Origin of the sequence: uncultured Caldilinea sp. (assembly GCF_937128415.1) — a bacterium.
GTDB lineage: Bacteria > Chloroflexota > Anaerolineae > Caldilineales > Caldilineaceae > Caldilinea.
Genome location: NZ_CAKZMJ010000105.1, coordinates 1 through 21,716, shown reverse-complemented (window position 1 = coordinate 21,716; position 21,716 = coordinate 1). Strand labels below are relative to the sequence as shown.

The 21,716-nt window shown below is 61.2% G+C and carries 16 protein-coding genes and 1 pseudogene; 10 read left to right on the top strand and 7 right to left on the bottom strand.

The genetic code is table 11. The features are described from left to right. Positions 1-239 precede the first annotated feature (239 nt). Complete coding sequence (locus Q0367_RS19990) at positions 240-1,268, bottom strand: endonuclease/exonuclease/phosphatase family protein (RefSeq protein ID WP_333889680.1); 1,029 nt, start codon at positions 1,266-1,268, stop codon at positions 240-242. 255 nt (positions 1,269-1,523) lie between these two features. Here Q0367_RS19990 and Q0367_RS19985 point away from each other — a divergent pair, with 255 nt between their 5' ends. The 6 genes from Q0367_RS19985 (at position 1,524) to Q0367_RS19960 (ending at position 9,012) form a co-directional block, all read left to right on the top strand. Continuing rightward, positions 1,524-2,261, top strand: coding sequence for a GntR family transcriptional regulator (locus Q0367_RS19985; RefSeq protein ID WP_297633817.1), 738 nt, complete (start codon positions 1,524-1,526; stop codon positions 2,259-2,261). A 64-nt stretch (positions 2,262-2,325) separates the two neighbouring features. Then, entirely contained in the window at positions 2,326-3,318 is a 993-nt protein-coding gene (locus Q0367_RS19980) for an ROK family protein (protein ID WP_298984362.1), read from the top strand. Between the two features lie 107 nt (positions 3,319-3,425). Further along, positions 3,426-4,742 (top strand): sugar ABC transporter substrate-binding protein, encoded by a 1,317-nt coding sequence (locus Q0367_RS19975; protein WP_298984360.1) that lies wholly within the window; start codon positions 3,426-3,428, stop codon positions 4,740-4,742. Between the two features lie 160 nt (positions 4,743-4,902). Further along, complete coding sequence (locus Q0367_RS19970; protein WP_297633822.1) at positions 4,903-5,856, top strand: carbohydrate ABC transporter permease; 954 nt, start codon at positions 4,903-4,905, stop codon at positions 5,854-5,856. Positions 5,857-5,870: 14 nt separating this feature from the next. After that, positions 5,871-6,719 (top strand): carbohydrate ABC transporter permease, encoded by an 849-nt coding sequence (locus Q0367_RS19965; RefSeq protein WP_298984358.1) that lies wholly within the window; start codon positions 5,871-5,873, stop codon positions 6,717-6,719. A gap of 76 nt (positions 6,720-6,795) precedes the next feature. After that, on the top strand, positions 6,796-9,012 hold the full coding sequence (locus Q0367_RS19960; protein WP_298984356.1) for a beta-galactosidase: 2,217 nt from the start codon (positions 6,796-6,798) through the stop codon (positions 9,010-9,012). Between the two features lie 3 nt (positions 9,013-9,015). On the opposite strand, the gene Q0367_RS19955 is transcribed toward Q0367_RS19960, so the two are convergent. Both Q0367_RS19955 and Q0367_RS19950 read right to left on the bottom strand, forming a co-directional pair. Further along, positions 9,016-9,753 (bottom strand): SIS domain-containing protein, encoded by a 738-nt coding sequence (locus tag Q0367_RS19955; RefSeq protein ID WP_298984354.1) that lies wholly within the window; start codon positions 9,751-9,753, stop codon positions 9,016-9,018. 9 nt (positions 9,754-9,762) lie between these two features. Then, on the bottom strand, positions 9,763-10,515 hold the full coding sequence (locus Q0367_RS19950; protein ID WP_297633830.1) for an SIS domain-containing protein: 753 nt from the start codon (positions 10,513-10,515) through the stop codon (positions 9,763-9,765). Between the two features lie 315 nt (positions 10,516-10,830). On the opposite strand from Q0367_RS19950, the gene Q0367_RS19945 reads away from it, so the two are divergent. Together Q0367_RS19945 and Q0367_RS19940 are read left to right on the top strand one after the other, a co-directional pair. Continuing rightward, positions 10,831-11,856, top strand: coding sequence for a LacI family DNA-binding transcriptional regulator (locus Q0367_RS19945; RefSeq protein ID WP_298984352.1), 1,026 nt, complete (start codon positions 10,831-10,833; stop codon positions 11,854-11,856). 103 nt (positions 11,857-11,959) lie between these two features. Beyond that, on the top strand, positions 11,960-14,074 hold the full coding sequence (locus Q0367_RS19940; protein ID WP_298984350.1) for an ADP-ribosylglycohydrolase family protein: 2,115 nt from the start codon (positions 11,960-11,962) through the stop codon (positions 14,072-14,074). A 264-nt stretch (positions 14,075-14,338) separates the two neighbouring features. On the opposite strand, the pseudogene Q0367_RS19935 reads toward Q0367_RS19940, so the two are convergent. The 4 genes and pseudogenes from Q0367_RS19935 to murA all read right to left on the bottom strand — a co-directional run. Further along, a pseudogene (locus Q0367_RS19935) lies at positions 14,339-14,668 on the bottom strand (YkgJ family cysteine cluster protein); the annotation flags it as partial. Between the two features lie 19 nt (positions 14,669-14,687). Beyond that, positions 14,688-16,034 (bottom strand): tRNA (N(6)-L-threonylcarbamoyladenosine(37)-C(2))-methylthiotransferase MtaB, encoded by a 1,347-nt coding sequence (mtaB, locus tag Q0367_RS19930; protein ID WP_297633849.1) that lies wholly within the window; start codon positions 16,032-16,034, stop codon positions 14,688-14,690. A gap of 6 nt (positions 16,035-16,040) precedes the next feature. Continuing rightward, the gene (locus tag Q0367_RS19925; RefSeq protein WP_297633852.1) at positions 16,041-16,673 is read right to left on the bottom strand and encodes a sulfite oxidase-like oxidoreductase; all 633 of its coding nucleotides are present in this window, start codon (positions 16,671-16,673) and stop codon (positions 16,041-16,043) included. A gap of 194 nt (positions 16,674-16,867) precedes the next feature. Beyond that, on the bottom strand, positions 16,868-18,184 hold the full coding sequence (gene murA / locus Q0367_RS19920) for a UDP-N-acetylglucosamine 1-carboxyvinyltransferase (protein WP_363325898.1): 1,317 nt from the start codon (positions 18,182-18,184) through the stop codon (positions 16,868-16,870). A 314-nt stretch (positions 18,185-18,498) separates the two neighbouring features. Here murA and Q0367_RS19915 point away from each other — a divergent pair, with 314 nt between their 5' ends. Both Q0367_RS19915 and gyrB read left to right on the top strand, forming a co-directional pair. Then, entirely contained in the window at positions 18,499-19,449 is a 951-nt protein-coding gene (locus Q0367_RS19915; RefSeq protein WP_297633858.1) for a hypothetical protein, read from the top strand. Between the two features lie 60 nt (positions 19,450-19,509). Continuing rightward, positions 19,510-21,459: a DNA topoisomerase (ATP-hydrolyzing) subunit B gene (gene gyrB, locus Q0367_RS19910; RefSeq protein ID WP_297633861.1), complete on the top strand. Its 1,950-nt coding sequence runs from the start codon at positions 19,510-19,512 to the stop codon at positions 21,457-21,459. Positions 21,460-21,716: the final 257 nt, after the last annotated feature.

Here is a 21,716-nt window from a genome sequence, read left to right as displayed (position 1 = left end):
TCCCAGCATTGGGAGAGGGGGCAGGGGGTGAGGGCCTTCCTGCGCTTCGCCGGTTCATCCCGTGTCTCGGGGTCTGTTGAGGATGTGCGGCTGGGGGCCGCACCTAAAAAACGGAGCCGCACCGACGGCGCATCCTTCTGACTCCTCCTTGCGTAGCCGCCGCCTGTCGGCGCAATCCGTTCTATCGAGCGCCGGGTTCAACCGTGCGGCGTTTGCGGCGGCTGCCGACGAAACGATGCTCAGCCTGGCTCGCGCAGGACAACCGAGATCGGGAAGTGATCGCTGAATCCATCGACGTTGACGTTGCGCTTCGCGTTGCCCTTCGGCAGGCCAAAGGGGATCGGCCCTTGCGCTGCGCGGGGGTCGACCATCGCAGGCGGCGCCTCGATTCGCGCCGTCTCCTCCACCACCTGGATCGGACTCTTTTTCTGGAGCAACCCTCGGGAAACCAGAAACTGGTCGAAGAGAAAGCCGTCACCGCCAAAATAGAAGGTGCCGTGTAACGTCTTGGGTTTGCCTTTGCAGTCCTGGCAGCGTTGCTGTACATAACGCCAGGCCAGGTTGTAGAAGCGCACGGCGCTGACGGTGCGTTCGACGTCCCCGCGCTCGCGCGTCGACCGGGCGTGGGTCTGCAACGACTCGTCGAACGGCTCATCGTTGAAGTCGCCCATGGCAATGATGGGAATGTCGCGGCCGCGCACCTCCCAAATGCGCTGATGCCAGTAGGCCAGCGTTTCGCCGGCGGTCATGCGGAAGCCGCGCGACTCGTAGGCGCCGCCGCTGCGCGCAGGCCAGTGATTGCACAGTGCAATCAGATCGTTGCCTCGCTCGGTCGTGAAAGTGACCTGGGTGATGTCGCGCGTGCCGGTGCGTCGCAGGACGAAATGGGAGAACACCGCCTGTGGGTCAAACGTGTAGCGAGCGCCGTCGAATACAAAGGCGGTGTCGATGCCCCGGCGGTCGAGCCGCGCATCGAAGTGGACGACGTCGTACCGGCGCAGCGAGAGCCGGTCGTTGAGGCGGCTTGCCAACCGCCGCAGCGCGTAGGCGTTCTCCACTTCGCACACGCCCAAGATGTCCGGCCCGCGTCCCTCGTTCATCTGGCAGAGGCTGGACGCAAGCTGGTCGATCTTGCGCTCGAACAACGCCTGCGTCCAGCCTCTCAGGTCGGCGGCCATGGCTTTGGCGATCCACGGCTCTCGCTCCGGAAAGCCCTCCGGCGCAAAGAGATTTTCCAGATTCCAGAAGGCGACAAAGTGATCGGGCATAGCATGCTCCTTGTTGAATTCTTCAACCCAGCGTTGCGCCGTTGAGGGGGGCGTCGGTTCGCGGCGTCGACTGTACGCGTCGCAGCGTTCGGCTTGCAGGGCATTATATCGTCTTTCGCTGCGCTCGTCATCCCCAAGCCAGATTTCTTCATGAAAGCCCAGATTTTTATATTGACAACCCTTCATGATCACACTATAATGGTTATAACAATCTATCCACATAGAGACTTATTCACCGACAATTGCGTCAATCCTATGAAGTTTGTACGGCTCGATGGGGGCAGCCACGTGCCGCTCTATCTGCAACTTTCGTCCGCCCTGATTGCGCAGATCGGCTCAGGGGAATTGAAACCGGGGGATCGCATCCCGTCGGAGCGCGAGCTGGCGGCGGAGCTGGGCGTCAGCCGCATCACAGCGCGCCAGGCCATCGACATGCTGTTGAGGAACGGGTTGGTCTACCGCGAGCAGGGGCGAGGCACCTTTGTGGCCGAACCCAAAATGCGCGGGCTGAAGGGTTTCCTCAGCTTTACGGAGGACATTTTGTCGCGCGGCATGCAGCCTGGAACCCGCGTTCTAAAGCAGGAGCTGGCTGAGGCCGACGAGGCGGAGCAAGCCAGGTTGAAGTTGCAACCGGGAGAAAAGGTCCTGCGGTTGGTGCGCCTTCGCCTCGCCAACGGCGCGCCGGTGGCGTTGCAATCGTCGGTGTTGCCGGCGCGCATCTGCCCTGGGCTCGAGCACGAAGATTTGACCGACAAATCGCTGTTCAGCGTCTTGCGACAAAAATACTTCGTTCATCCGGCGTGGACCGAGGCGGAAGTGGAGGCTCGATCCGCCGCTGCGGAGGAAGCCGAACTTTTGCGGCTGGCGCCCGGCGACCCGGTGCTGGTGATCACAGGGCTCACCTTCACAGAGACGTTTGAGTTCGTCGAAAGTGTGCGCACGGTGTACCGCGGGAACGATATGGCCATCTACATCGGCCGTCAGCGCCTGTGATGCGACGCCGACGCTTTCACTGCGCTTTTTCACACGCTTTTTCACACGCTGAAGTGTAGGCAGGGTGCAAGTGAAGATAGGCGAATCTACGAGAGCGCAGCCCAACATTCTGGCTGTCGACGTCGGCGGCTCCAAGGTGGCGGCCGCCCTCGTCACGGCTGACGGCGTTGTGCATCATCGTGTGCAGGCGCCCACCTCCCAACGAGGTCCGGTCGAGGGGATCGACCAAATTGCTGCTCTTTTACAGAAAATATTGGAAATAAAAGATCCTTCAACAAATGAAATTGCTGCCATTGGTCTGGGCGTTCCTGCTGTGTTGGAGGAAGGCACGGACCGCGTGATCTGGGCGCCCAACCTGGCCGGATGGCGCAACGTGGATCTACGTGGACCCTTGCAGGCGCGCTTCGGTTGGCCTGTGTATCTGGAATATGACGGCCATGCTGCAACCCTGGCTGAATGGTGGCTCGGGGCCGGGAAAAATCTGCATTCGTTTGTCAATGTCATCATCGGCACCGGCATCGGCGGGGGCATGGTGCTGGAGGGGCGCCTGGTGCGCGGCGTCAATCGTTTGGCGGGCGCGGCAGGATGGTTTGCTTTTACGACAGACCCTGCCGTTGCCGAAGAGAGGGATCGCTCGGTCGGCGCGTGGGAGGCCAAGGCGGCCGGCCCGGGCATTGTCTCCCGCGCCAGAGCATTGCTGGCGTCGGCGCCCGACTCGACCCTGGCGCAAGTGGATGAGGGGTCGCTCACGGCCGAGCAGGTGTTTGCAGCCGCCCGACAGGGCGACGAGCTGGCCCGGTCGGTGATCGAGGAAACTGCGGAGTGGATCGGCCTGGGGCTCGCCAATATCGTCAGCCTGGTGAATCCACAAGCGATTGTGCTGGGAGGCGGGGTGGGCGTCGCCTGTGCGCCGCTGCTGCCGCGTATCCTCGACACAATGAAGCAATGGGCGCAGCCCTGGTCGGCGCGTTCGTGCTGCGTTGCCATCTCCGCGTTGGGCGCCGACGCCGGCCTGTTAGGCGCAGCGTATGGCGCGCGGCTGCGATTGGGTCTTTGAGCGTCCGAGGGAAGGTCAAAGGAGGTGAGGCCTGTAGTGACATCTGCTCTCCGCTCCGTCCACTACGCAACGAAATGTCGCACGATTTGAATGAAAATGGAGGAGGTATGAAACCGAGCCGCACCCTGTTCATTTTGGTGGTAGTGTTCGCTCTGACAATGCTGAATGCATGCCTTCCTGCGCCCGGCGCCGGTCTCCAAGAGGGCGTCGCGCCGGCTGGAGAGAAGGTCAAGCTCACCGTGTTGACCCATTGGGGCGAAGAGTCGCTGCTCAAGCCGATGCGGGCGAAACTGGACGAATATACGAGTTTGAATCCCCACGTTGAAATCGACTATCAGACGGTCACCTTCGACCAGCTCTTGACCAAGATCACCACTGCGCGCGCGGCGGGCATCAGTCCAGATGTCTATCACTTCTACAACCTATGGATGCCCGACTTCGTTGAAGGCGGCATGTTAGATGAACCGCCCTCCGACGTCCTTGCAGATATTCAGGCCAACTATTCGCCGGGTTCGCAGAGCGCCGTCTCCTACGGCGGCAAGATTTGGGGGTATCCGACCGAGTTGAACACCTATCAGCTGTTGTACAACAAAAAGATGTTGCAGGAGGCGGGCATCGAGGCGCCGCCCGCCACATTCGCCGAGCTTAAGGACGCCGCCTGCAAGCTGGCCATCGCCAACCCTGACGGCACATTGGCGCGTTCCGGCTTTGTGCTCATGCCCGGTTGGGACTCCGGCGTTGTGCATCCCTTCCTGTCGCTGCTGTGGTCGAATGGGGGCGAATACCTTGCGCCGGAGACCTATCAGCCGCTCTTCAACGGCCCACAAGGTCAGGCCACCCTGCAGCTCTACGTCGATCTGATCGGCGAAAAATGCGCGGATCCATCCATCGGCGCCTTCGGCAATTTTGTCGAAGGCAAGGGCGCCATGTTGATCATGGCGAACTGGCTGCGGGCGACCCTTAAAGACGCCTTTGTCGACGGCTACGAAAATGTTGGCGTCGCCCCGATCCCGACGGGGGAAGGCGGCGTCTCGACCACGTTGCAATACAACTGGCTCTACGGCGTAGACAGCGGAAGCAAAAACAAGGAAGAAGCATGGAAGCTGGTTCAATGGCTGAATTCACCCGCCGGCGAAGGCGCTGCCTCCCCGATCGGCGACTATTTGACTTCGGCGCTTGGCGCCATCCCCAGCCGCATTTCGGATCAGCAGGCGCTGGCGGACCGATTGAGCGATGAGTTCATGACGGCTTATGTGCGCTCAGCCGCCAACGCCAGAGCAGAACCGGTGCTGCGCGGTGGACAGGAAATCAAAACTGCGCTTCAGCAAGGCATCGAGGCCGCCTGGTACGGTCAGAAAACGGTTGAGCAGGCGCTCAACGATGCGGCGGCGGAGGCGGAGCGCATCCTGGCTGAAAATCGGTGAGACGTCCGCGCTTTCGTTCACGAGTTGATTGACTTCTGGCTTGTAACGGCGTCTCCGGCGCAATCTTCCAGGAAGCTCCAGAGCTTCCTGGAAGATTCGCAGCCGGTCCAGAGATCAGTAAACGCTGCGGAGTTATCTCTTGGCTTCTCCTCAAGATCGAGTGTTCACAACAAGTCCGGCCCAGCTTGCCTCGTCAGCAGGCCCGCGCAAACATCGACGACGCATCGATCCTAAGATCTGGTGGGCCTATGCGTTTATCAGTCCGGTGTTGATCTTTTTATTGGTCTTCTCCGTCGTCCCGATCTTTTTCAGCTTTTGGGTCAGCCTGCACAGTTGGAACCTGATTACGCCGATTCCGGAAATGCCCTTCGTCGGCGTGGATAATTACACGCGCATTCTCCTCTACGATGACGTCTTCCGGCGGGCTTTGGTGAACACTTTTGTTTTTGCCTTTTGGGGAGTGACGTTCAACCTGGTGTTAGGATTGGCGGGCGCGCTGCTGCTTAATTCGCGCATTCGCTGGCGCCCCCTATGGTCGACGTTCTTTTTTCTGCCCATCGTGACTGCGCCGCTGGCCTTGGGCATGATGTGGACGGCGCTGCTCAACAAAAACTTCGGCCTGGTGAACGCCTTGCTGGGGAGCATCGGGATTCCGCCGCAACCCTTTCTATCCAGCCCGGAGCAGGCATTGGGCTGCATTATCTTTATGGCCATCTATCAATACGTCGGCTACTACGTAGTTGTCTTCCTCGCCGGCCTGCAAGGCATTCCGCAGGATTACTACGACGCTGCAGCCGTAGACGGCGCCAACGCCAGACAGTCCTTCTGGTATGTCACTTTGCCGCTGCTGCGTCCGGTGATGCTTTTCCTGGTGGTCACGAACACCATCGGCGCCCTGCAAGTGTTCGATTTAGTCTTTGCAGCTACGACCGGAGGCGCCGAAACCAGCGGAGGGGGGCCTGCCAATTCCACCATGGTTGTTGTGTTGCACATGTACAATACGGCCTTCAAGTTTTTCAGAATGGGGCGCGCCTCGGCCATGGCGATGGTTTTGTTTGTCGTCATCTTTGTGATCACTCTGGTGCAGTTATGGTTGCTGCGCCATCGGGAATGAAGGGATTGACCGGTATGGCAATGCGTCGATCCAGGCTGACGCAGCCGTTCATCTCGATACTCAAATATGTGGCGCTCGTCTCCGTCAGTTGCGTCATGCTGCTGCCCTTCTATTGGATGATTGCGGCGTCGCTCATGACCACGGCCGAGATCATCCGCACGCCGCCGCCCCTGTTGCCCGCCGAACCGCAATGGCGCAACTACTTAGATGTGGTGTATGCAGTGAATATCGGCCGCGCCTATTTGAACAGCATCATCGTCTCTGCACTCACAGTGCTGGGCATTCTCTTCACCAGCTCGCTGAGTGGCTTTGCCTTCGCCAAGTATCACTTCCCTTTGAAAAACGTGCTCTTTACAATCATTCTTGCTTCGATGATGATTCCGTTCTTCGTCATCCTGATCCCGGTCTTCTATATCGTGAAGCAACTGGGATGGCTCAACAATTACGCCGGCCTGATCCTGCCCGGCGTCGTCAGCGCCTATGGAGTCTTCATGCTGCGTCAGTTCATCCAGGGGATTCCTGACGAGCTGCTCGACGCTGCGCGCATTGACGGCGCATCGGAGTTTCGTATTTACTGGCAGCTGATCGTTCCTCTGTCGGGTCCGGCTCTCGCCACGTTGGGCGTCTTCAGCCTGGTCGGGGTGTGGAATTCTTTTCTTTGGCCGTTGCTGGTGGTGCAGGATTCCGCCCTGCACACGGTTCCGTTGGCGCTCAACAACCTGCGCACCTATGGCGCCGAGGAGCGCTCCTTGAATCTACGCATGGCCGGCACGGTCTTGAGCGTCATTCCAAGCGTGGTCGTGTTCGTATGGCTGCAGCGTTTCTTCCGCCGCGGCATAGCGCTGACCGGATTGAAGGGGTGAGCCTTGTAGGTGCGCCTTCGCTGCGAGCCGTGTTGAAAAGTGATTTCCATCGGTGCAATAGAAATCGAGGACTCCAATGCCGAACGAACCATTTCTTCCCATCGCCGTCTGGTACACCGGCGGGCGCACCCGCGCCACAATGGTGCGCCCGCCGGACGCTGATTCGCCGAGGACGTGGAAACGCGATCTGGAGGCGATCAAGGCGTGCGGGTTCAACACCGTGCGCTGTTGGGTGGACTGGGCCAGCGCCGAGCCACAGCCGGGCGACTATCGCTTCGACGCCCTCGACTTGCTCATGGACCTCACCGAACAGCTCGACCTGAAAGTCATTTGCCAACTTTATCTCGATTCGGCGCCCGACTGGTTGGTTCACTACTACCCAGACTGTCGCTATGTTTCGGCCAGCGGCATCCCTGTTGACTCACAAGGCGCGCCGGGCTATTGCTATGACAACCCCGGCGTGCGCACTGCAGCCGAGCGCTTTATGGTGGAGGTGGCCAGACGATTGGCGTCGCGTCCCACCTTTTACGCCTGGGATTTGTGGAGCGAGCCGCATATCGTACAGTGGGGATATTTCGATTATCTGCCTCAACCGCCGGTCTTTTGTTATTGCCACCATACGGTGCAGCGTTTCCGCGACTGGCTGCAGCGGCGCTACGGCGCGCTGGACGCCCTGAATCGCGCCTGGTATCGCACCTTCACAAGCTGGGACGTGATTCCGGCGCCCAAGTTCATCTCCTTGATGACTTACACCGAGTATATCGACTGGATACACTTCATTATGGAGAAGCTGGCGTGCGATCTGCGTTGGCGACATGACACTATCCGGCAGGCGGATCATCATCTGACCACCAGCCATTCCGCCGTGCCTTCGGTGCTGACCCTGCCGTTGGACGAACAAGGATCGCCTGATGACTGGAAGATGCCTCACAGCGTCGACATTTGGGGCACGTCGCTCTATCCCAAACATGTCGGCGCCAAGGAAACCAGCGATCCATCGTTCCGTGCAGCGATGCTCACCTCCACGCGTTCGGCGTGCGATGCGGTGGGCAAACCCTACTGGCTCGGCGAGCTCCAGGCGGGCCATGGGTATGTCGGCATGTTCGCCTCGCACATGACGGCGGTCGATGCTCGCCATTACACCTGGCATGCCCTTGCGCATGGCGCCAAGGGGCTCTGTTTTTACGCCTGGCATCCCATGAGCAGTGGCTACGAATCGGGCGGCTTTGGCATGGCTCATCTCGACGGCTCGCCTAGCGACCGCGCTTTGGCGGCCGGCGCCATCGCGCAACTTGTGGAGCAAGAGATGGAATGTTTTGTCGCTGGCAAGACGACGCCGGCCGAGGTGGCCATCTGCTGGAATGTCCATGCCAACATTATGTGGCAGTGCATGCGTCAGACGTGGCGCTACATTCCTAGCCGTTCTTATATCGGCGCCTATCGAGCTTTCTTCCAAGAACATCTACCTGCAGATTTCATCCACCCGGATCAAATCGTCGCCGGTGGGCTGCAGCGCTACAAGCTGCTTGCGCTGCCGTTCTCGTTCATGACGCCCCGGACAATGGCTGCGGCGATCGCCGATTGGGTCGTGCAAGGCGGCGTGGCTGTTGCAGAAGCGCGCACAGGTTGGAACGATGAAACGGGCTATTGCGGCGATGCGATTCCGGGGTTTGGGCTGGAAAAAGTGTTTGGTTGCCGGGAACAGGGCGCACAGGGGGTGGATGAGCAGAGTGCGGTCAAGGTGCGCATCGTGCGCAAACACCCGCTGCTGCCTCGGCTGAACGTGGGGGACGTGCTGTCCGGCGCGCGTTTCCGCGAGGCGCTCGAACCGCTGGCGCCTACTGCGGAGGTGGTCGGCGAATTTGAAGACGGCGCTCCCGCCATTGTGGTGAATCGCTTTGGCCAGGGGTGGGGCGTCTTTGTAGGAACGATGCTCAGCCTGGGCTTTTACCGGTTTGGCGATGAAAAGAGCGGCGACTTCCTCAAAGGGCTGGCCGACGCCGCAGGCATCCGAAAACCGGTCACAGTGCACGATGCGCCGGCAGCGGCGGTGGAGCCGCGCTTGTTGGAAGGGAAAACGGCGGGCAAGCGCTTCTGGCTCTTTTTCGGCTTCAACCACAGCGCCGCTTCGCTTGCGCCCCAATGGCGCCTTGATCTGCCGGCCGGTGCATACACCGCAATAGACATTGCGACGCGGCGGCCCGTGGCGTTGCGCTGGGAGGATGGCCGCGCTGTGCTGCAGAAGCAACTGGAGCCGCAAGAAATTTGGGTCGTGAAGATCATCGAAGCATGAGCTTCACAGATAATGCAAGCGGCCGCGGTACCGTTCCCAGATTCGGCGGTTGTGCTCTTCACTGTTTTCGAGGTTGGCGCTCAGGGTCACCGGCGGCTCAACCCCGCGCGCCAACAGCAGGCGGGTCGTTTCCACCACAACGGCGTTGAGCAGCGCCGCCCCCACCACGGTGGAGGTCGCGCCGACGCGCTGTTTCATTCCCGGCAGCGCAACCGCTGCGTCTCCTGGCTCGCCGCAGTTGTCGATGACATAGTCCGCCACATCCATCAGGCGAAGGCCACGCGGATGGCGCGAGGGCACGCTCAGGCTGTGCGCCCGGCTGGTCAACGCCACAACACAGACGCCTCGCCCTCGCGCTTCTTCCGCCATCTCTATGGCCACTGTATTGCGTCCTGAATTGGAGTGAACGATCAGCATGTCGTCTGCAGCGACGCCGCTTGCGTCGAGCAGCAGACGTGCGTATCCAGATAGCCGTTCGAGCGCAGTTTCCAGCGTGATGGGATGTGTGTTCAACGTCAACCCCGGCGCAAAGATCGGCGCGATGGGCGCCAGCCCTCCGGCGCGATAGAACAGCTCTTCGGCGAGGATCCCGGCATGGCCGGCCCCGAACACATAGACCAGGTGGTCGTTTGCGATGACATCAGCCATGCGCGCCGCCACCTGCAGCAGGAGATCGGTTTGCGTCTCAACTGCGCGTTTCAGAATCGAGTTCAACACCTCAATGTATTGCAGGGCGCTCATACGAATGAATCAGTAAATCTTTCTGCGCAGCTCGCGATACGCGTCGTAGACTTTGAGATTGTGGTCGGGGTCGCTCATCACATTCGGAGACACAAATGTCGGGACGTGGATGCCGCGCTGACTGAGGCGTTTGGCGGTCTCTGCAACGAGCGCCATGGAGATCGCCAGTGCAGTGACGGTGGACGCCGCTGCAACCGGTTCAGGCCAGTTCGGCACGTGAATCAGCGCGTCCTCTGGCGGAGCGCCGTTGTCGATCACGATATCGGCGACGTCCGCCAGCGTTTTGCCGGATGAATGACGAGGCTGCGCCCGCCTGCGATTTTGCAAGGACGTGATGGCGACCACAGTCAATCCATGCTCTTTGCCCAGGAGAGCGGCTTCGACCGGCGCTGCATTCAGACCCCCGTGCGAGATGACGATCAAAGTGTCCTGCGGATCGAGGGTGTAATAGCGGAAGACGTTGGCGACGTATCCTTCCTGTCGCTCGATCCAGAGGAGTTCGGGCGTGCCGCCCGGACCGATCACGTTTGTCCACATCAGCGGCGTATTGTGCACAGGCTGCAAGCCCACAAAAGAGCCATACCGCGGAAACACATCGAGTACAGGGATTACGGAATGCCCGGAGCCAAAGTAATAGACAACCCGTCCGGCGGCGATCGAACTGGCCATGCTCTCCGCCGCCGCCTCAATGGCGGGCATGCTCTCCTGACTCACATTCCGAATCAGCTCCTGAATTTTGGAGAAATACTCTTGTGCAGACATGCGTTCTCCTTATGGACTGCAATCGATGCAGTGAAGATGAATTTGGTTCAGTGAAAGGTTGATTTTGGATGGATTCCAATTCACTGTAGTGGTTGGATTGTTATAACCATTATAGATCGGATGGATTGAGATCGAAAAACTCGCTCCCACCTCTAATTGAAGAGTGGATAATTTGAAAGGGTTGCTTTGAATGCCTCAAATTTCAGGGTTGACAACTGCGCTGATTACGCCTACAATAGGTTTAACTTTGATTTATACGTATCAATCACTTTCCAGACGTTTTCTCAATTGGGTTCATCCGGTCGTTTTTTCGGAATGAGCGAGCAGGTTCCGCGCCGTCGCGTCACGCAGGCCGACGTCGCCCGCGCCGCCGGTGTTTCCCAGGCGATGGTTTCCTACGTTCTGAATGGAAACAAGAGCGTCAGCGTGCCGGAGGAGACGCGACAACGCATTCTGGACGCAATGCAGGCTTTGGGCTACGTGCCGAATCGTGCGGCGCGCACATTGCGTACGAGCCGGACATTTACTGTCGGCTGCGTGATCCCGGATATCGCGAACCCGTTCTATCCGGCGTTTGTGCGCGGCGTTCAGGATGTGACCGATCAGCATGGCTATGACGTGGTGATGTACAACACCGATGGATTGGCGGCGCGCGAGACCAAAGCCATCCGCTCGCTGCTGCAGGGAAGAGTTGATGGCGTGATCGGCGTCTTTTTCCACTGCAACGCTCGCGACCTGGCGGTGCTGCTTGAGCACCATGTGCCGGTGGTTCGATTGGAGGCGATGGCCAAACGCACGGGCGAGCTGCCGTTAGACAACATTTACGTAGACAACATTGCCGCTGCCCGAGAGGCCGTCGCCTATTTGATTCAGCGCGGGCGCCGCCGCATCGCCATGTTGACCAACGAGCCTGGCCCTGGACATCCGCGCGTGCTTGGCTACCGTTCAACCCTAAGCATGCATGGTCTGACAACGCCTGAGCAGTATGTGCAGATCGACGAATTCACGCTGGAGGGCGGTGCAAGAGCCATGCAGCGTTTGCTGGAGATTGAGCCGCGACCTGACGCAGTCTTCGCAGCCAACGACCTGATGGCAATCGGTGCGATCATGGCGTGTAAAGCGCGCGGGTTGCGCGTGCCGGAGGATATTGCCGTCATGGGCTTCGACGACATTATGACCGATCGAATCGTCAGTCCCGCTCTGACCACCGTCAGCCAGTTTCAGAGCAATCTAGGACGCAAAGCCGCCGAATTGCTGTTCGAGCGCATCGAAGGAAAGGCGCCCTCTGGCGGACGCAATGTAGAAATGCCTTTCGAGATTGTGGTTCGCGAGTCTGCATAAATTGATCATTATTCTCTTCCTTTCCCTGCAGCGTCAGTTTATCGAGGGTCTGGCGCGCGGGGGCCTCAAAGGATAAATCACAACGGAAAGGTGAAATACACGAATGGCTCTCCCTCCCGATTATCCGGAACGCGTCTACGCCGGTGTGCTCGGTAAAATTATCGGCGTCTATCTCGGTCGCCCCTTCGAGGGATGGACCTATGAGCGCATCCTCCAGGAGCTGGGCGAAATCTGGTGGTATGTGCATGAAAAGCGCAACGCGCCGCTGATCGTCACCGACGACGATATTTCCGGCGCCTTCACCTTCCTGCGCGCCCTGCCGGACTACGGCAACCGCCGCGATCTGACGCCGGCGCAGATCGGACAGACCTGGCTCAACTACATCATCGAGCAGCGCACCATCCTGTGGTGGGGCGGCATGGGCAATTCGACCGAGCACACCGCCTATCTGCGTCTGAAGAGCGGCGTTCCGGCGCCGCAGAGCGGCTCGATGGCGCTCAACGGCAAAGTGGTTGCCGAGCAGATCGGCGCGCAGATTTTCATCGACGGCTGGGCGATGGTGGCCCCCGGCGATCCAGAGCTGGCCGCAGACCTGGCGCGTCGCGCCGCCAGCGTCAGCCACGACGGCGAAGCGATCTACGGCGCACAGGTCGTCGCCGCCATGGAGGCCTTGGCCTTTGTGGAACGCGATTTGAACAAACTGCTCGATGAGGCCGTCCGCTACATCCCTGGTGCGTCGCTGATCCATCGCATGATCCATCAGATCCGCGAGTGGCACGCCGCCGAACCCGACTGGCGCAAGACGCGTGAACAGATCGCAGCACATTATGGCTACGACAAGTACGGCGGCAACTGTCACATGGTGCCCAATCACGCCCTCATCATCCACGCGTTGCTCCACGGCGAGGACGACTTCCAAAAGTCGCTCATGATTGTCAACACCTGCGGCTGGGACACCGACTGTAATTCCGGCAACGTGGGCTGCATCCTCGGCATTAAAAACGGGCTGGCCGGCATCGACGCCGGCCCCGACTGGCGCGGCCCCGTGGCCGATCGCATGTACCTCCCCACCGCCGACGGCGGGCGCGCCATCACCGACGCGCTCACGGAAAGTTATCACATTGTCAACATCGGGCGGGCGCTGGCCGGCGAGCCTCCTCTCGCTCCCAAGAACGGCGCTCGCTTTCACTTCTCGCTGCCCGGCGCCGTTCAGGGATTTCAGCCGGATCGCGCGCCCGATGCGCACGGCGTTGCGACGGTGGAATGGGTGGAGGGCCATAGTCGAGCAGGACAGGGAAGTCTGGCGATTCGCTATCGCAACCTTGCGCCAGGGCGAGCAGCGCGCGTCTCTACGCCAACCTTCATCCCTTCGCGGCAAGAAGCCGATTATTTCATCAAGCGAGGATACGCCCTCTATGCTTCCCCCACGCTCTACAGCGGACAGACGGTGCGCGCCGCCGTCGAGGCGGATGCCGAGAATTCTGCGCCTGTGACCGGCAATCTGTATGTGGCCGTCTATCAGCCGGACGACGCCATTGCGCTGATGCGCGGCCCCCAACAGGCGCTCGCCCCCGGCGACTATCGGGAGTTGGTCTGGAAAATTCCACCGACGCACGGTCTGCCGATCTGCGCAGTGGGCATAGAACTCACCCATCCCACACGCGCAGACGGCGCCCTCTATCTAGACTATCTCACCTGGGATGGGACGCCGGACGTGACCTTGGGCAACCCTGGCGGCGAGGGCGTCATGTGGCGTCGCGCCTGGGTGAACGGCGTCGATCAGTATGATTCCTGGTGGCCGGAAGCTTATCGCCTGGTGCAGAACCGTGGACGGGGCCTGCTCTCTCAAGGCACGCGCGAATGGCGAGACTACACGGCCAGCGCAGTCATCACCCTCCACCTGGCCAAAGCGGCCGGGTTGGGCGTGCGCGTGCAAGGCATGCAGCGCTACTACGCCCTGCTCCTTACGGCGGATGGACGTGCGAAGTTGATCAAGGCGCTGGACGGCGACGCAGTGCTGGCGGAGTGCGCTTTTCCCTGGAAATTCGGCGCCACCTACGAATTCACCCTGTCGGTGCAAGGCGCTCGCATCGAGGCCAGCCTCGATGGCAAGCTGCTCTTCACCGTCGAGGACCTCGTCAATCCTCTGGAAGGCGGCGCGGTGGCGCTCGTGGTCGAAGAAGGCCGCATCATGTGCGACGCAGTGAGAGTCCGTTGACGGATGGTTTGTAAAAAAGTTATGACCTTCGCAGTCCCTGCGCGCCGCTGCGTCTTCGCGTCAAAGATCGAATGAATGTAAAGTGCGCCTTCACGCCGCCTGCGCGGTGGACGTCGGCGGCGTCGGCAGCTCCGCCTCCCCTTCCTTCGCAACCCCGCCGTCGACCGGCAGCGAGAGCGCGCCGGAGGGCGCAGCCGGCGCGTCGATGGGCACAGGAGGCGGCGTCAAATCGATCTGCGCGGCGCCCCAGACGTCCTCAAAGCGCAGCGGCGGCAGCCCCCACGCCGCGCGCGCCTGGTCGCACCGGGGGTTGGGTCGGCCATCGAGCCAGGAGACGGCAAATTCGCGACAGGGAGAAGGCCGCTGCTCATAGATGGTGCAGTGGACGCTTTCGCCGATCTCGCCGTGCAGGGCGATGCAACGCGGCGGGTTCGCCTCCGTCCCTTTCATAGCGACGAGAAACAGATCGATCGGCGTCGTCAATTCGGGCGGGACGCTTCCGCCCAGCGCCGGGTCGGCCTCCGACCAGTAGAAGGATGCTCGGTAGTAGGCGCAGCAAGCGCCGCACTTCAGGCAAACGTCTTCGGGTCGCATACCGTGAGACGATTCAACTCTACATTCTGTGTTCGGGAAGTTCTCCGTGGATGATTTCGCCCTCGATGGCTGTCAGGCGCACCGGCAGCAGTTGGTTGTGCAGATCGAGATGCGCAGGCGCCACGAGGGAGACGCGCAGGTAATTGTCCGTTAAGCCAAACCACAGCCGCCCCTCCTGGTCGGCGAGCGGCCTGCCTTCGCCCTCGAAAAGGACGGGGCGCGTCGTCCCGAGGAAGCGGGCGCGCTCCGCCTGGCCGGTGGCCGCAACGACCTGCTGCATGCGCTGCAGCCGCGCGCGCTTGACCTCGGTGGGCACCTGGTCGGGGAAGCGGGCGGCGGCGGTTCCTTCGCGCGGGCTGAAGGGGAAGAGGTGGGCGTGGGCGAAGCGCATCTCCTCGACGAAGGCCAGCCCTTCCTCGAAATCTCGCTCACTTTCCCCCGGAAAGCCGACGATCAGGTCGGTGGTGAGGATGAGGTCAGGGATCGCCGCGCGCGCCTCCTGCACCAGGCGGCGAAAGCTGGCGGTCGTGCATCGCCGCGCCATTGCGCGTAGTTGACGGTCGGTTCCCGCCTGCAGGGGTAGATGCAGGTGCGGACACAGTCGCCCCGGCCACTGCGCCCACAGGTCAAAAAAGCCCTCGGCCAGCTCCCACGGCTCCAGGCTGCTGAGGCGCAGGCGGGGGATGGCCGTGTCGGTGAGCAGGGCGGCGACCAGCTCCTTGAGATCGCTGCGCTGCGCGCCCGGCAGGTCGCGACCGTAGCTGCCGAGATGCACGCCCGTCAGCACCGCCTCCATCACGCCCGCCTCGGCGAGGCGCTGCACTTCCGTGATAACCTCGCGCAGCGGTCGACTGCGGCTCTCCCCGCGCAACGTCGTCACGATGCAGAAGGTGCAGCGGTTGTTGCAGCCATCCTGCACCTTGATAAACGCGCGCGTCCGTCGTGTAGAGCCATTGCTTCCCGCCGGCCCGACGAACGGGACGCCGTCGGGCTGCATGCGCGCCAGCGTGTCCGGGTCGTCCAGCTCTGCGCTCCAGGGTTCGAGCAGCGTCGCCAGCATCTCCTTGCGACTGTTGTCGGCGACCAGCGTCACGCCGGGGAGCTGCGCCGCCTGCCGGGGGCGCAGCGTGGCCCAGCAGCCGGTGACGGCGATGCGCGCCGCCGGGCTGGCGCGATGCAGCGCCGCCACGCGCTTGCGCGAGTCGCGCTCTGCGCCGGCGGTGACGGCGCAGGAGTTGAAGACGATCACCTGCGCGGCTTCCGGCTCGGCGACGATCGTATGGCCGACCGCCGCCAGTCGACCGGCCAGCGTCTCCATCTCGCTGAAGTTGAGCCGACAGCCGATCTGGTCTACAAAAATGCGCATGGCTCCTCACCAGCCAAAGCGTTCTTCGTTCCAGGGATCGCCTTCCATGTGATAGCCGGCGCGCTCCCAGAAGCCGGGACGGTCGCGATCCATGAATTCAAAGCCGCGCACCCACTTGGCGCTCTTCCAGAAATACTTTTTCGGCACAAGCAGGCGCAGTGGATAGCCGTGCTCCGGCTCCAACGGCTTGCCCTCGTACTCGAAGGCCAGCATGGTGTCGTCGTCGTCGAGCACGTCCAGCGCCACGTTGGTGGTGTAGCCGTACTCGCAGTGCACCATGACGTGGGTGGCCTCCGGCTTGATGCGGAAGTGTTTGATGAACTCTCGCCAGGGGATGCCGGTCCACGTCGTGTCGAGCTTGCTCCAGCGCGTCACGCAGTGGATGTCCACCGTCTCCGTGTTGCGCGGCATGCGCATCAGGTCCTCCCAGGTGAAGACCTTTTCCTCCTCCACCAGGCCGAAGACGCGCAGCGTCCAATTCGTCAGGTCTTCGTAGTGGGGCGTTGGGCCGTAGGTCAGCACCGGAAAGCGCTCGGTCAGGAACTGTCCCGGCGGCACGCGCTCGCCGACCGGTTCGGTGGGGACGTTTTTTACGCGCTTCAGACGCTCCACGCGCGAGAATGGATTTTCGATTCGCATGATCTGGTTCCTCTGTGCTTGACTCCGTTCAATCACCGACGGCTACGCGTCGCTAACCATCTCTTGGCGTCAACCATCGCTTGCTTTTTCACCAGAATTGTAACGCCCTCTAGAGCGGCGCACTGTAATGAACACCGTCTTTGCCCGGCGAAGTCGCAGCCGCAACCGGCGCAGAGCGAAGCAGCGCAGGATCACTACTCCACCCGCTCGATGTGCGCCCCCAGCGCGCGCAGCTTGACGTCGATCTCCTGGTAGCCGCGGTCGATCTGCTGGACGTTGCCGATCGTGGTGACGCCCTCTGCGGCGAGCGCCGCCAGCACCAGCGCCATGCCGGCGCGAATGTCAGGGCTGGTCACCTGCTGGCCGGTCAGCCGGCTGGGGCCGACGACGACGGCGCGATGAGGATCGCAGAGGATGATCTGCGCGCCCATGGCGATCAACTTGTCCACAAAAAAGAGGCGGCTTTCGTACATCTTTTCATGGATGATCACCGTGCCTTGCGCCTGCGTGGCGGTGACCAGCGCAATGCTCATGAGGTCGGGCGGGAAGGCGGGCCACGGCGCGTCGTCGATCTTGGGCACGGCGCCGCCGAAGTCCGGGCGCACGCGCAGCTCCTGCTCCTCCTCAATGACGAGCGTGTAGCGTTCGTTGGCCGGCGCCGAGAGGTCCTCCTCCAGGTGCATGCGCACTCCCAGGCGATCCACGAAGACCATCTCCATCATGCGCAGGTGATCGGGCACGACGCCGACGATGCGCAGCTCGCCGGGCGTGATGGCGCCCATGCCGATGTAACTGCCGACCTCGACGAAATCCGGGCTAATGTGCGCCTCGGCGCCGTGGAGGCGATCGCAGCCGTGGATGGTTAGCACGTTGCTGCCCACGCCTTCGATGCGACAGCCCATGTGCGTCAGCAGATGGCAGAGATCTTGCACGTGCGGTTCGCTGGCGGCGTTGCGCAAAACCGTGACGCCTTGCGCCAGTGCAGCGGCCATCAAACCATTTTCGGTGGCGGTCACCGACGCCTCGTCCAGCAGAATGTCTTTGCCGCGCAGCCGACCGTCGGCGCGCAGCTCAAACTTGCCGTTTTGCGCCAGCTTCGCGCCCAGCGCGCCCAGCACCTGGAGATGGGTGTCGATGCGCCGCCGTCCGATGTCGTCGCCGCCCGCCGACGTTTTCACCTCGAAGCGGCCAAACCGGGCCAGCAGCGGCCCCATCAATGTAAGCGAGCCGCGGATCTGCGAGAACAGCATCGGATCGGGCGAGGCTGTGCGCACGTTGCGCGCACAGAGGGTCACCGTGCTTCCGGATTGCCGGATGTCGACGCCCATCTCCCCCAGGATGCGCAACATCGTCTTGACGTCGCCGATGGAGGGCACGTTGTGCAGTGTGATCGGTTCATCGGTCAACAGACAGGCCGCCAGCATCGGCAAGGCGGCGTTTTTATTGCCGACCGGCCGGATGGCGCCGCGCAAAGGATGACGTCCCTCAATGATGAATGAAGCCATTGCCAGTTCCTGAGAATAAATTGCTTATGATTGATTTCGTAAATGACCCAATGCTAGGCGAGTAACGTCCTGTTTCCTGACTGAGTTCCCTCTCGCTCTCGCACCAGAACGTTCGCTTGGTGTGGGCGTCACCCAGTCAGTATAGCCTAGTCAGTATATCAGAAGACCTGCGCCAGAGCGTTGTCAATGCGTTCCATTCGGGCGTTACGGAACACGCGTTCGATTGCGGCGCCCAAAATTCGGTGTGAGGCGCAAAGTATAGTATAATGGGTAGTTGTTGGATTGATTCTGATTCAATCAACAAAGAAAGCTGGGATCGTTTGAGCGTTATAGATTGTCTTTCGGCGGGCTTTCGATTTTTGGGTTGGCGATTGGAGTTGCTCATTATTCCTGTGGCGCTCGATTTGGTGCTCTGGATGGCGCCTCGCTTCAGCCTGGCGAAGATGACGGGCGAGCTGGCTCAATGGTATCGTTCCATGGGCGCCGTGGAGGGAATGCCGCCGGATGCGGCGTTGTTGACGCAACAGGTCGCCGATATGCTCGAAACGTTCGGTGAGAATTTCAATTTGCTGTCTGCGCTGGTGAGCACATCGCTGTTGCACGTGCCCAGCCTGCTGGTCGGCGGCGCGCATGCGTCGCCGCTGCCGGCGATCGAGGTGGAGACGCCCGGAGAAGCGCTGGTCTTCTGGCTGATGTTCAGTCTGGTGGGCCTGTTGGTCGGCGTCGTCTATCTGGGCCTATTGGCGCGTCGGTTGCCGATCGGCGCCCTGGCCGGCGCGCCTGCCCGTGCGCTGGTGGGCGGAGTGATTCGGCGCTGGCTGCAAGTGATCGCTTTCGTCGCCCTCGTCGCCCTTTTGTTTGTGGCGATCTATCTGCCGATCAGCGTGGGCGTGGGCGTTGCAACCCTGTTCAACCCGGCGCTAGGTTCCTTTTTGGCGGTGGCGTCGGGGGCGTTCAGCCTGATCATCTTTTTCTATCTCTACTTCGCCACCGCCGGCATTGTGATGGATAACCTGTCGGCGCCCGCCGCCATGAAGCGCAGTTTTACGATCGTGCATGGGAATTTTTTCGCCGCACTCGGCTTTATTGCACTGAGCACACTGATCAGCCTGGGGATTTCCCTGCTGCTTTTGCAGATGTCGTCGCTGGCGTTGTGGACGGTTGCGCCCGCCATCGTGATCAACGCCTATATCGGCACGGGTCTGGCGATGGCGCTGCTCATTTTCTATCGCACCCGCTATCTTGCGAGCGACGCGGAACTCTTTCGATAAGGAATTTTTCAGCGGGCAAAACTGGCGAGAAAAGCCTCTCGTCTGTCTGTGGAGGATTGTGTGAGCGAGAACAATAAGAAATCCCAAATGGTCTATACAGCCGACCAGATTCAGGTGCTGGAAGGTCTGGAGGCGGTGCGCCGACGCCCCGGCATGTACATCGGCGGCACCGACCAAAAGGCGTTGCACCACATGGTCTACGAGGTGGTGGACAATTCGATCGACGAGGCGATGCAGGGACGCTGCAACCGCATTCGCATCATCATCCACAAGGATGAGAGCGTCACAGTCGAGGACAACGGCGCCGGCATCCCCGTCGATATTCAGAAGCAGACCGGTTTGCCGGCGGTGACCGTCGTCATGACTAAGCTGCACGCCGGCGGCAAGTTCGGCGGCGGCGGCTACAAAGTCTCCGGCGGTCTGCATGGCGTCGGCGTGAGCGCCGTTAACGCGCTCAGCACGTGGATGGAGACGAAGGTCAAGCGCGACGGCAAGATTTACCGCCAGCGCTACGAACGCGGGGTTCCCGTCACCGACGTGGAGGTGATCGGGGAGTGCGATCCCGACGACACCGGCACGATCCAGACCTTTTTGCGCGACGACACCATCTTCCAGGCGCTGGAGTACAACTATCACACGTTGGCGACGCGCTTCCGCGAGATGGCCTTCCTGACGCGTGGGGTGGACATCACCTTTATCGACGAGCGGACGGACCCGCCGCGCGAGACCAACTTCTATTTCGAGGGCGGCGTCAAGTCCTTTGTGCGCTATCTCAACCGCAACCGCGAGGTCGTCAACGAGCCAATCTACATCGACACGGAGGTGGAGGGCACGCAGATCGAGGCGGCCATTCAGTACACCGACAGCTTCGCCGAGTCGGTCTTCGCCTTCGCCAACACGATCAACACGCCGGACGGCGGCACGCACCTCACCGGCCTGCGCACGGCGGTGACGCGCATCATCAACGACTATGCGCGTAAGCAGGGCATGATCAAGGACAAGGAGGAGAACTTCACCGGCGAGGACACGCGGCAGGGCATGACCGCCATCATCAGCGTCAAAGTGATGGAGCCACAGTTCGAGGGGCAGAACAAGCTCAAGCTGCTTAACAACGAGGTGCGCTACCACGTGGAGACCGCGGTCGCCGAGGTGATGGGACGCTGGATGGAGGAGAACCCGCGCGACGCCAGAGCGATCGTCGAGAAGTGTCGCACGGCCTACCGCGCCCGCGAAGCCGCCAAAAAGGCGCGCGACCTCGTCATCCGCAAGAGCGCGCTGGAGAGCCTCACCCTGCCCGGCAAGCTCGCCGACTGCTCCAGCCGCAACCCCGAGGAGTGCGAAATCTACATCGTCGAGGGCGACAGCGCAGGCGGCACCGCCAAACAGGGCCGCGACCGCCGCTTCCAGGCGATTCTGCCGCTGCGTGGCAAGATTCTTAACATTGAGAAGACCAGCCTGGACAAAGCGCTCGCCAACAAGGAAATCCAGGCGCTGATCACGGCGCTGGGCACCAACATCGGCGAAAACTTCGACCTCAGCGGCCTGCGCTACCACCGCATCATCCTGATGACCGACGCCGACGTGGATGGCGCGCACATCCGCACGCTGCTGCTCACGTTCTTCTATCGCTACATGGAGCCGCTGGTGGCGAACGGCCATCTGTACATCGCTCAGCCGCCGCTCTATCGCGTCACCGTGACGCGGCATGAAAACGGCAAGGCGAAGCGCACCAGCGAATACGTCTACGACGACAAGGCGCTCGAGGCCTTGCGCAAAGAGCTGGGCGAGGCCAACGTCAAAGTGGAGCAGCGCTACAAAGGTCTCGGCGAGATGAACGAGGAGCAGCTCTGGGAGACCACCATGAACCCGGCCAACCGCACGATCCTGCGCGTCAGCGTCGAGGACGCGGCGGAGGCCGACCGCACCTTCGACATGCTGATGGGCTCGAGCGTCCCCCCGCGCCGGCGCTTCATCCAGACGCACGCCAACCAGGCGCGGCTGGACGTGTAAAAGAATCTCTGCAAAGACGCCGCCCCACACTCGTTCTAGGGGCGGCGTCGCCGTTGCCGTTTTCTCGTAACTGTGTCTTAATCAACAAGCTGCTTTGGACTCACTGCTCACCTTACGCAGTTGGCTTTATTTCCGGGAGGCTCCAGATTTTTCACAAAATCATCTGGCAATAACGGTAGATTCTCTCGTGAAAGTCAAGAGAGCAAGATTCAAGGAACAGGTTTGAGAGCGGTCTGGAAAGGTTGAGCGGAGCGAAA

What these genes read in the sequence shown, in the direction of transcription:
- Q0367_RS19985 (WP_297633817.1), top strand. Translation starts at nt 1,524, where the DNA reads ATGAAGTTTGTACGGCTCGATGGGGGCAGCCACGTGCCGCTCTATCTG.
- Q0367_RS19965 (WP_298984358.1), top strand. Translation starts at nt 5,871, where the DNA reads ATGGCAATGCGTCGATCCAGGCTGACGCAGCCGTTCATCTCGATACTC.
- Q0367_RS19990 (WP_333889680.1), bottom strand. Translation starts at nt 1,268, where the DNA reads ATGCCCGATCACTTTGTCGCCTTCTGGAATCTGGAAAATCTCTTTGCG.
- Q0367_RS19950 (WP_297633830.1), bottom strand. Translation starts at nt 10,515, where the DNA reads ATGTCTGCACAAGAGTATTTCTCCAAAATTCAGGAGCTGATTCGGAAT.
- Q0367_RS19975 (WP_298984360.1), top strand. Translation starts at nt 3,426, where the DNA reads ATGAAACCGAGCCGCACCCTGTTCATTTTGGTGGTAGTGTTCGCTCTG.
- Q0367_RS19960 (WP_298984356.1), top strand. Translation starts at nt 6,796, where the DNA reads ATGCCGAACGAACCATTTCTTCCCATCGCCGTCTGGTACACCGGCGGG.
- Q0367_RS19955 (WP_298984354.1), bottom strand. Translation starts at nt 9,753, where the DNA reads ATGAGCGCCCTGCAATACATTGAGGTGTTGAACTCGATTCTGAAACGC.
- mtaB (WP_297633849.1), bottom strand. Translation starts at nt 16,034, where the DNA reads ATGCGCATTTTTGTAGACCAGATCGGCTGTCGGCTCAACTTCAGCGAG.
- Q0367_RS19925 (WP_297633852.1), bottom strand. Translation starts at nt 16,673, where the DNA reads ATGCGAATCGAAAATCCATTCTCGCGCGTGGAGCGTCTGAAGCGCGTA.
- Q0367_RS19940 (WP_298984350.1), top strand. Translation starts at nt 11,960, where the DNA reads ATGGCTCTCCCTCCCGATTATCCGGAACGCGTCTACGCCGGTGTGCTC.
- Q0367_RS19945 (WP_298984352.1), top strand. Translation starts at nt 10,831, where the DNA reads ATGAGCGAGCAGGTTCCGCGCCGTCGCGTCACGCAGGCCGACGTCGCC.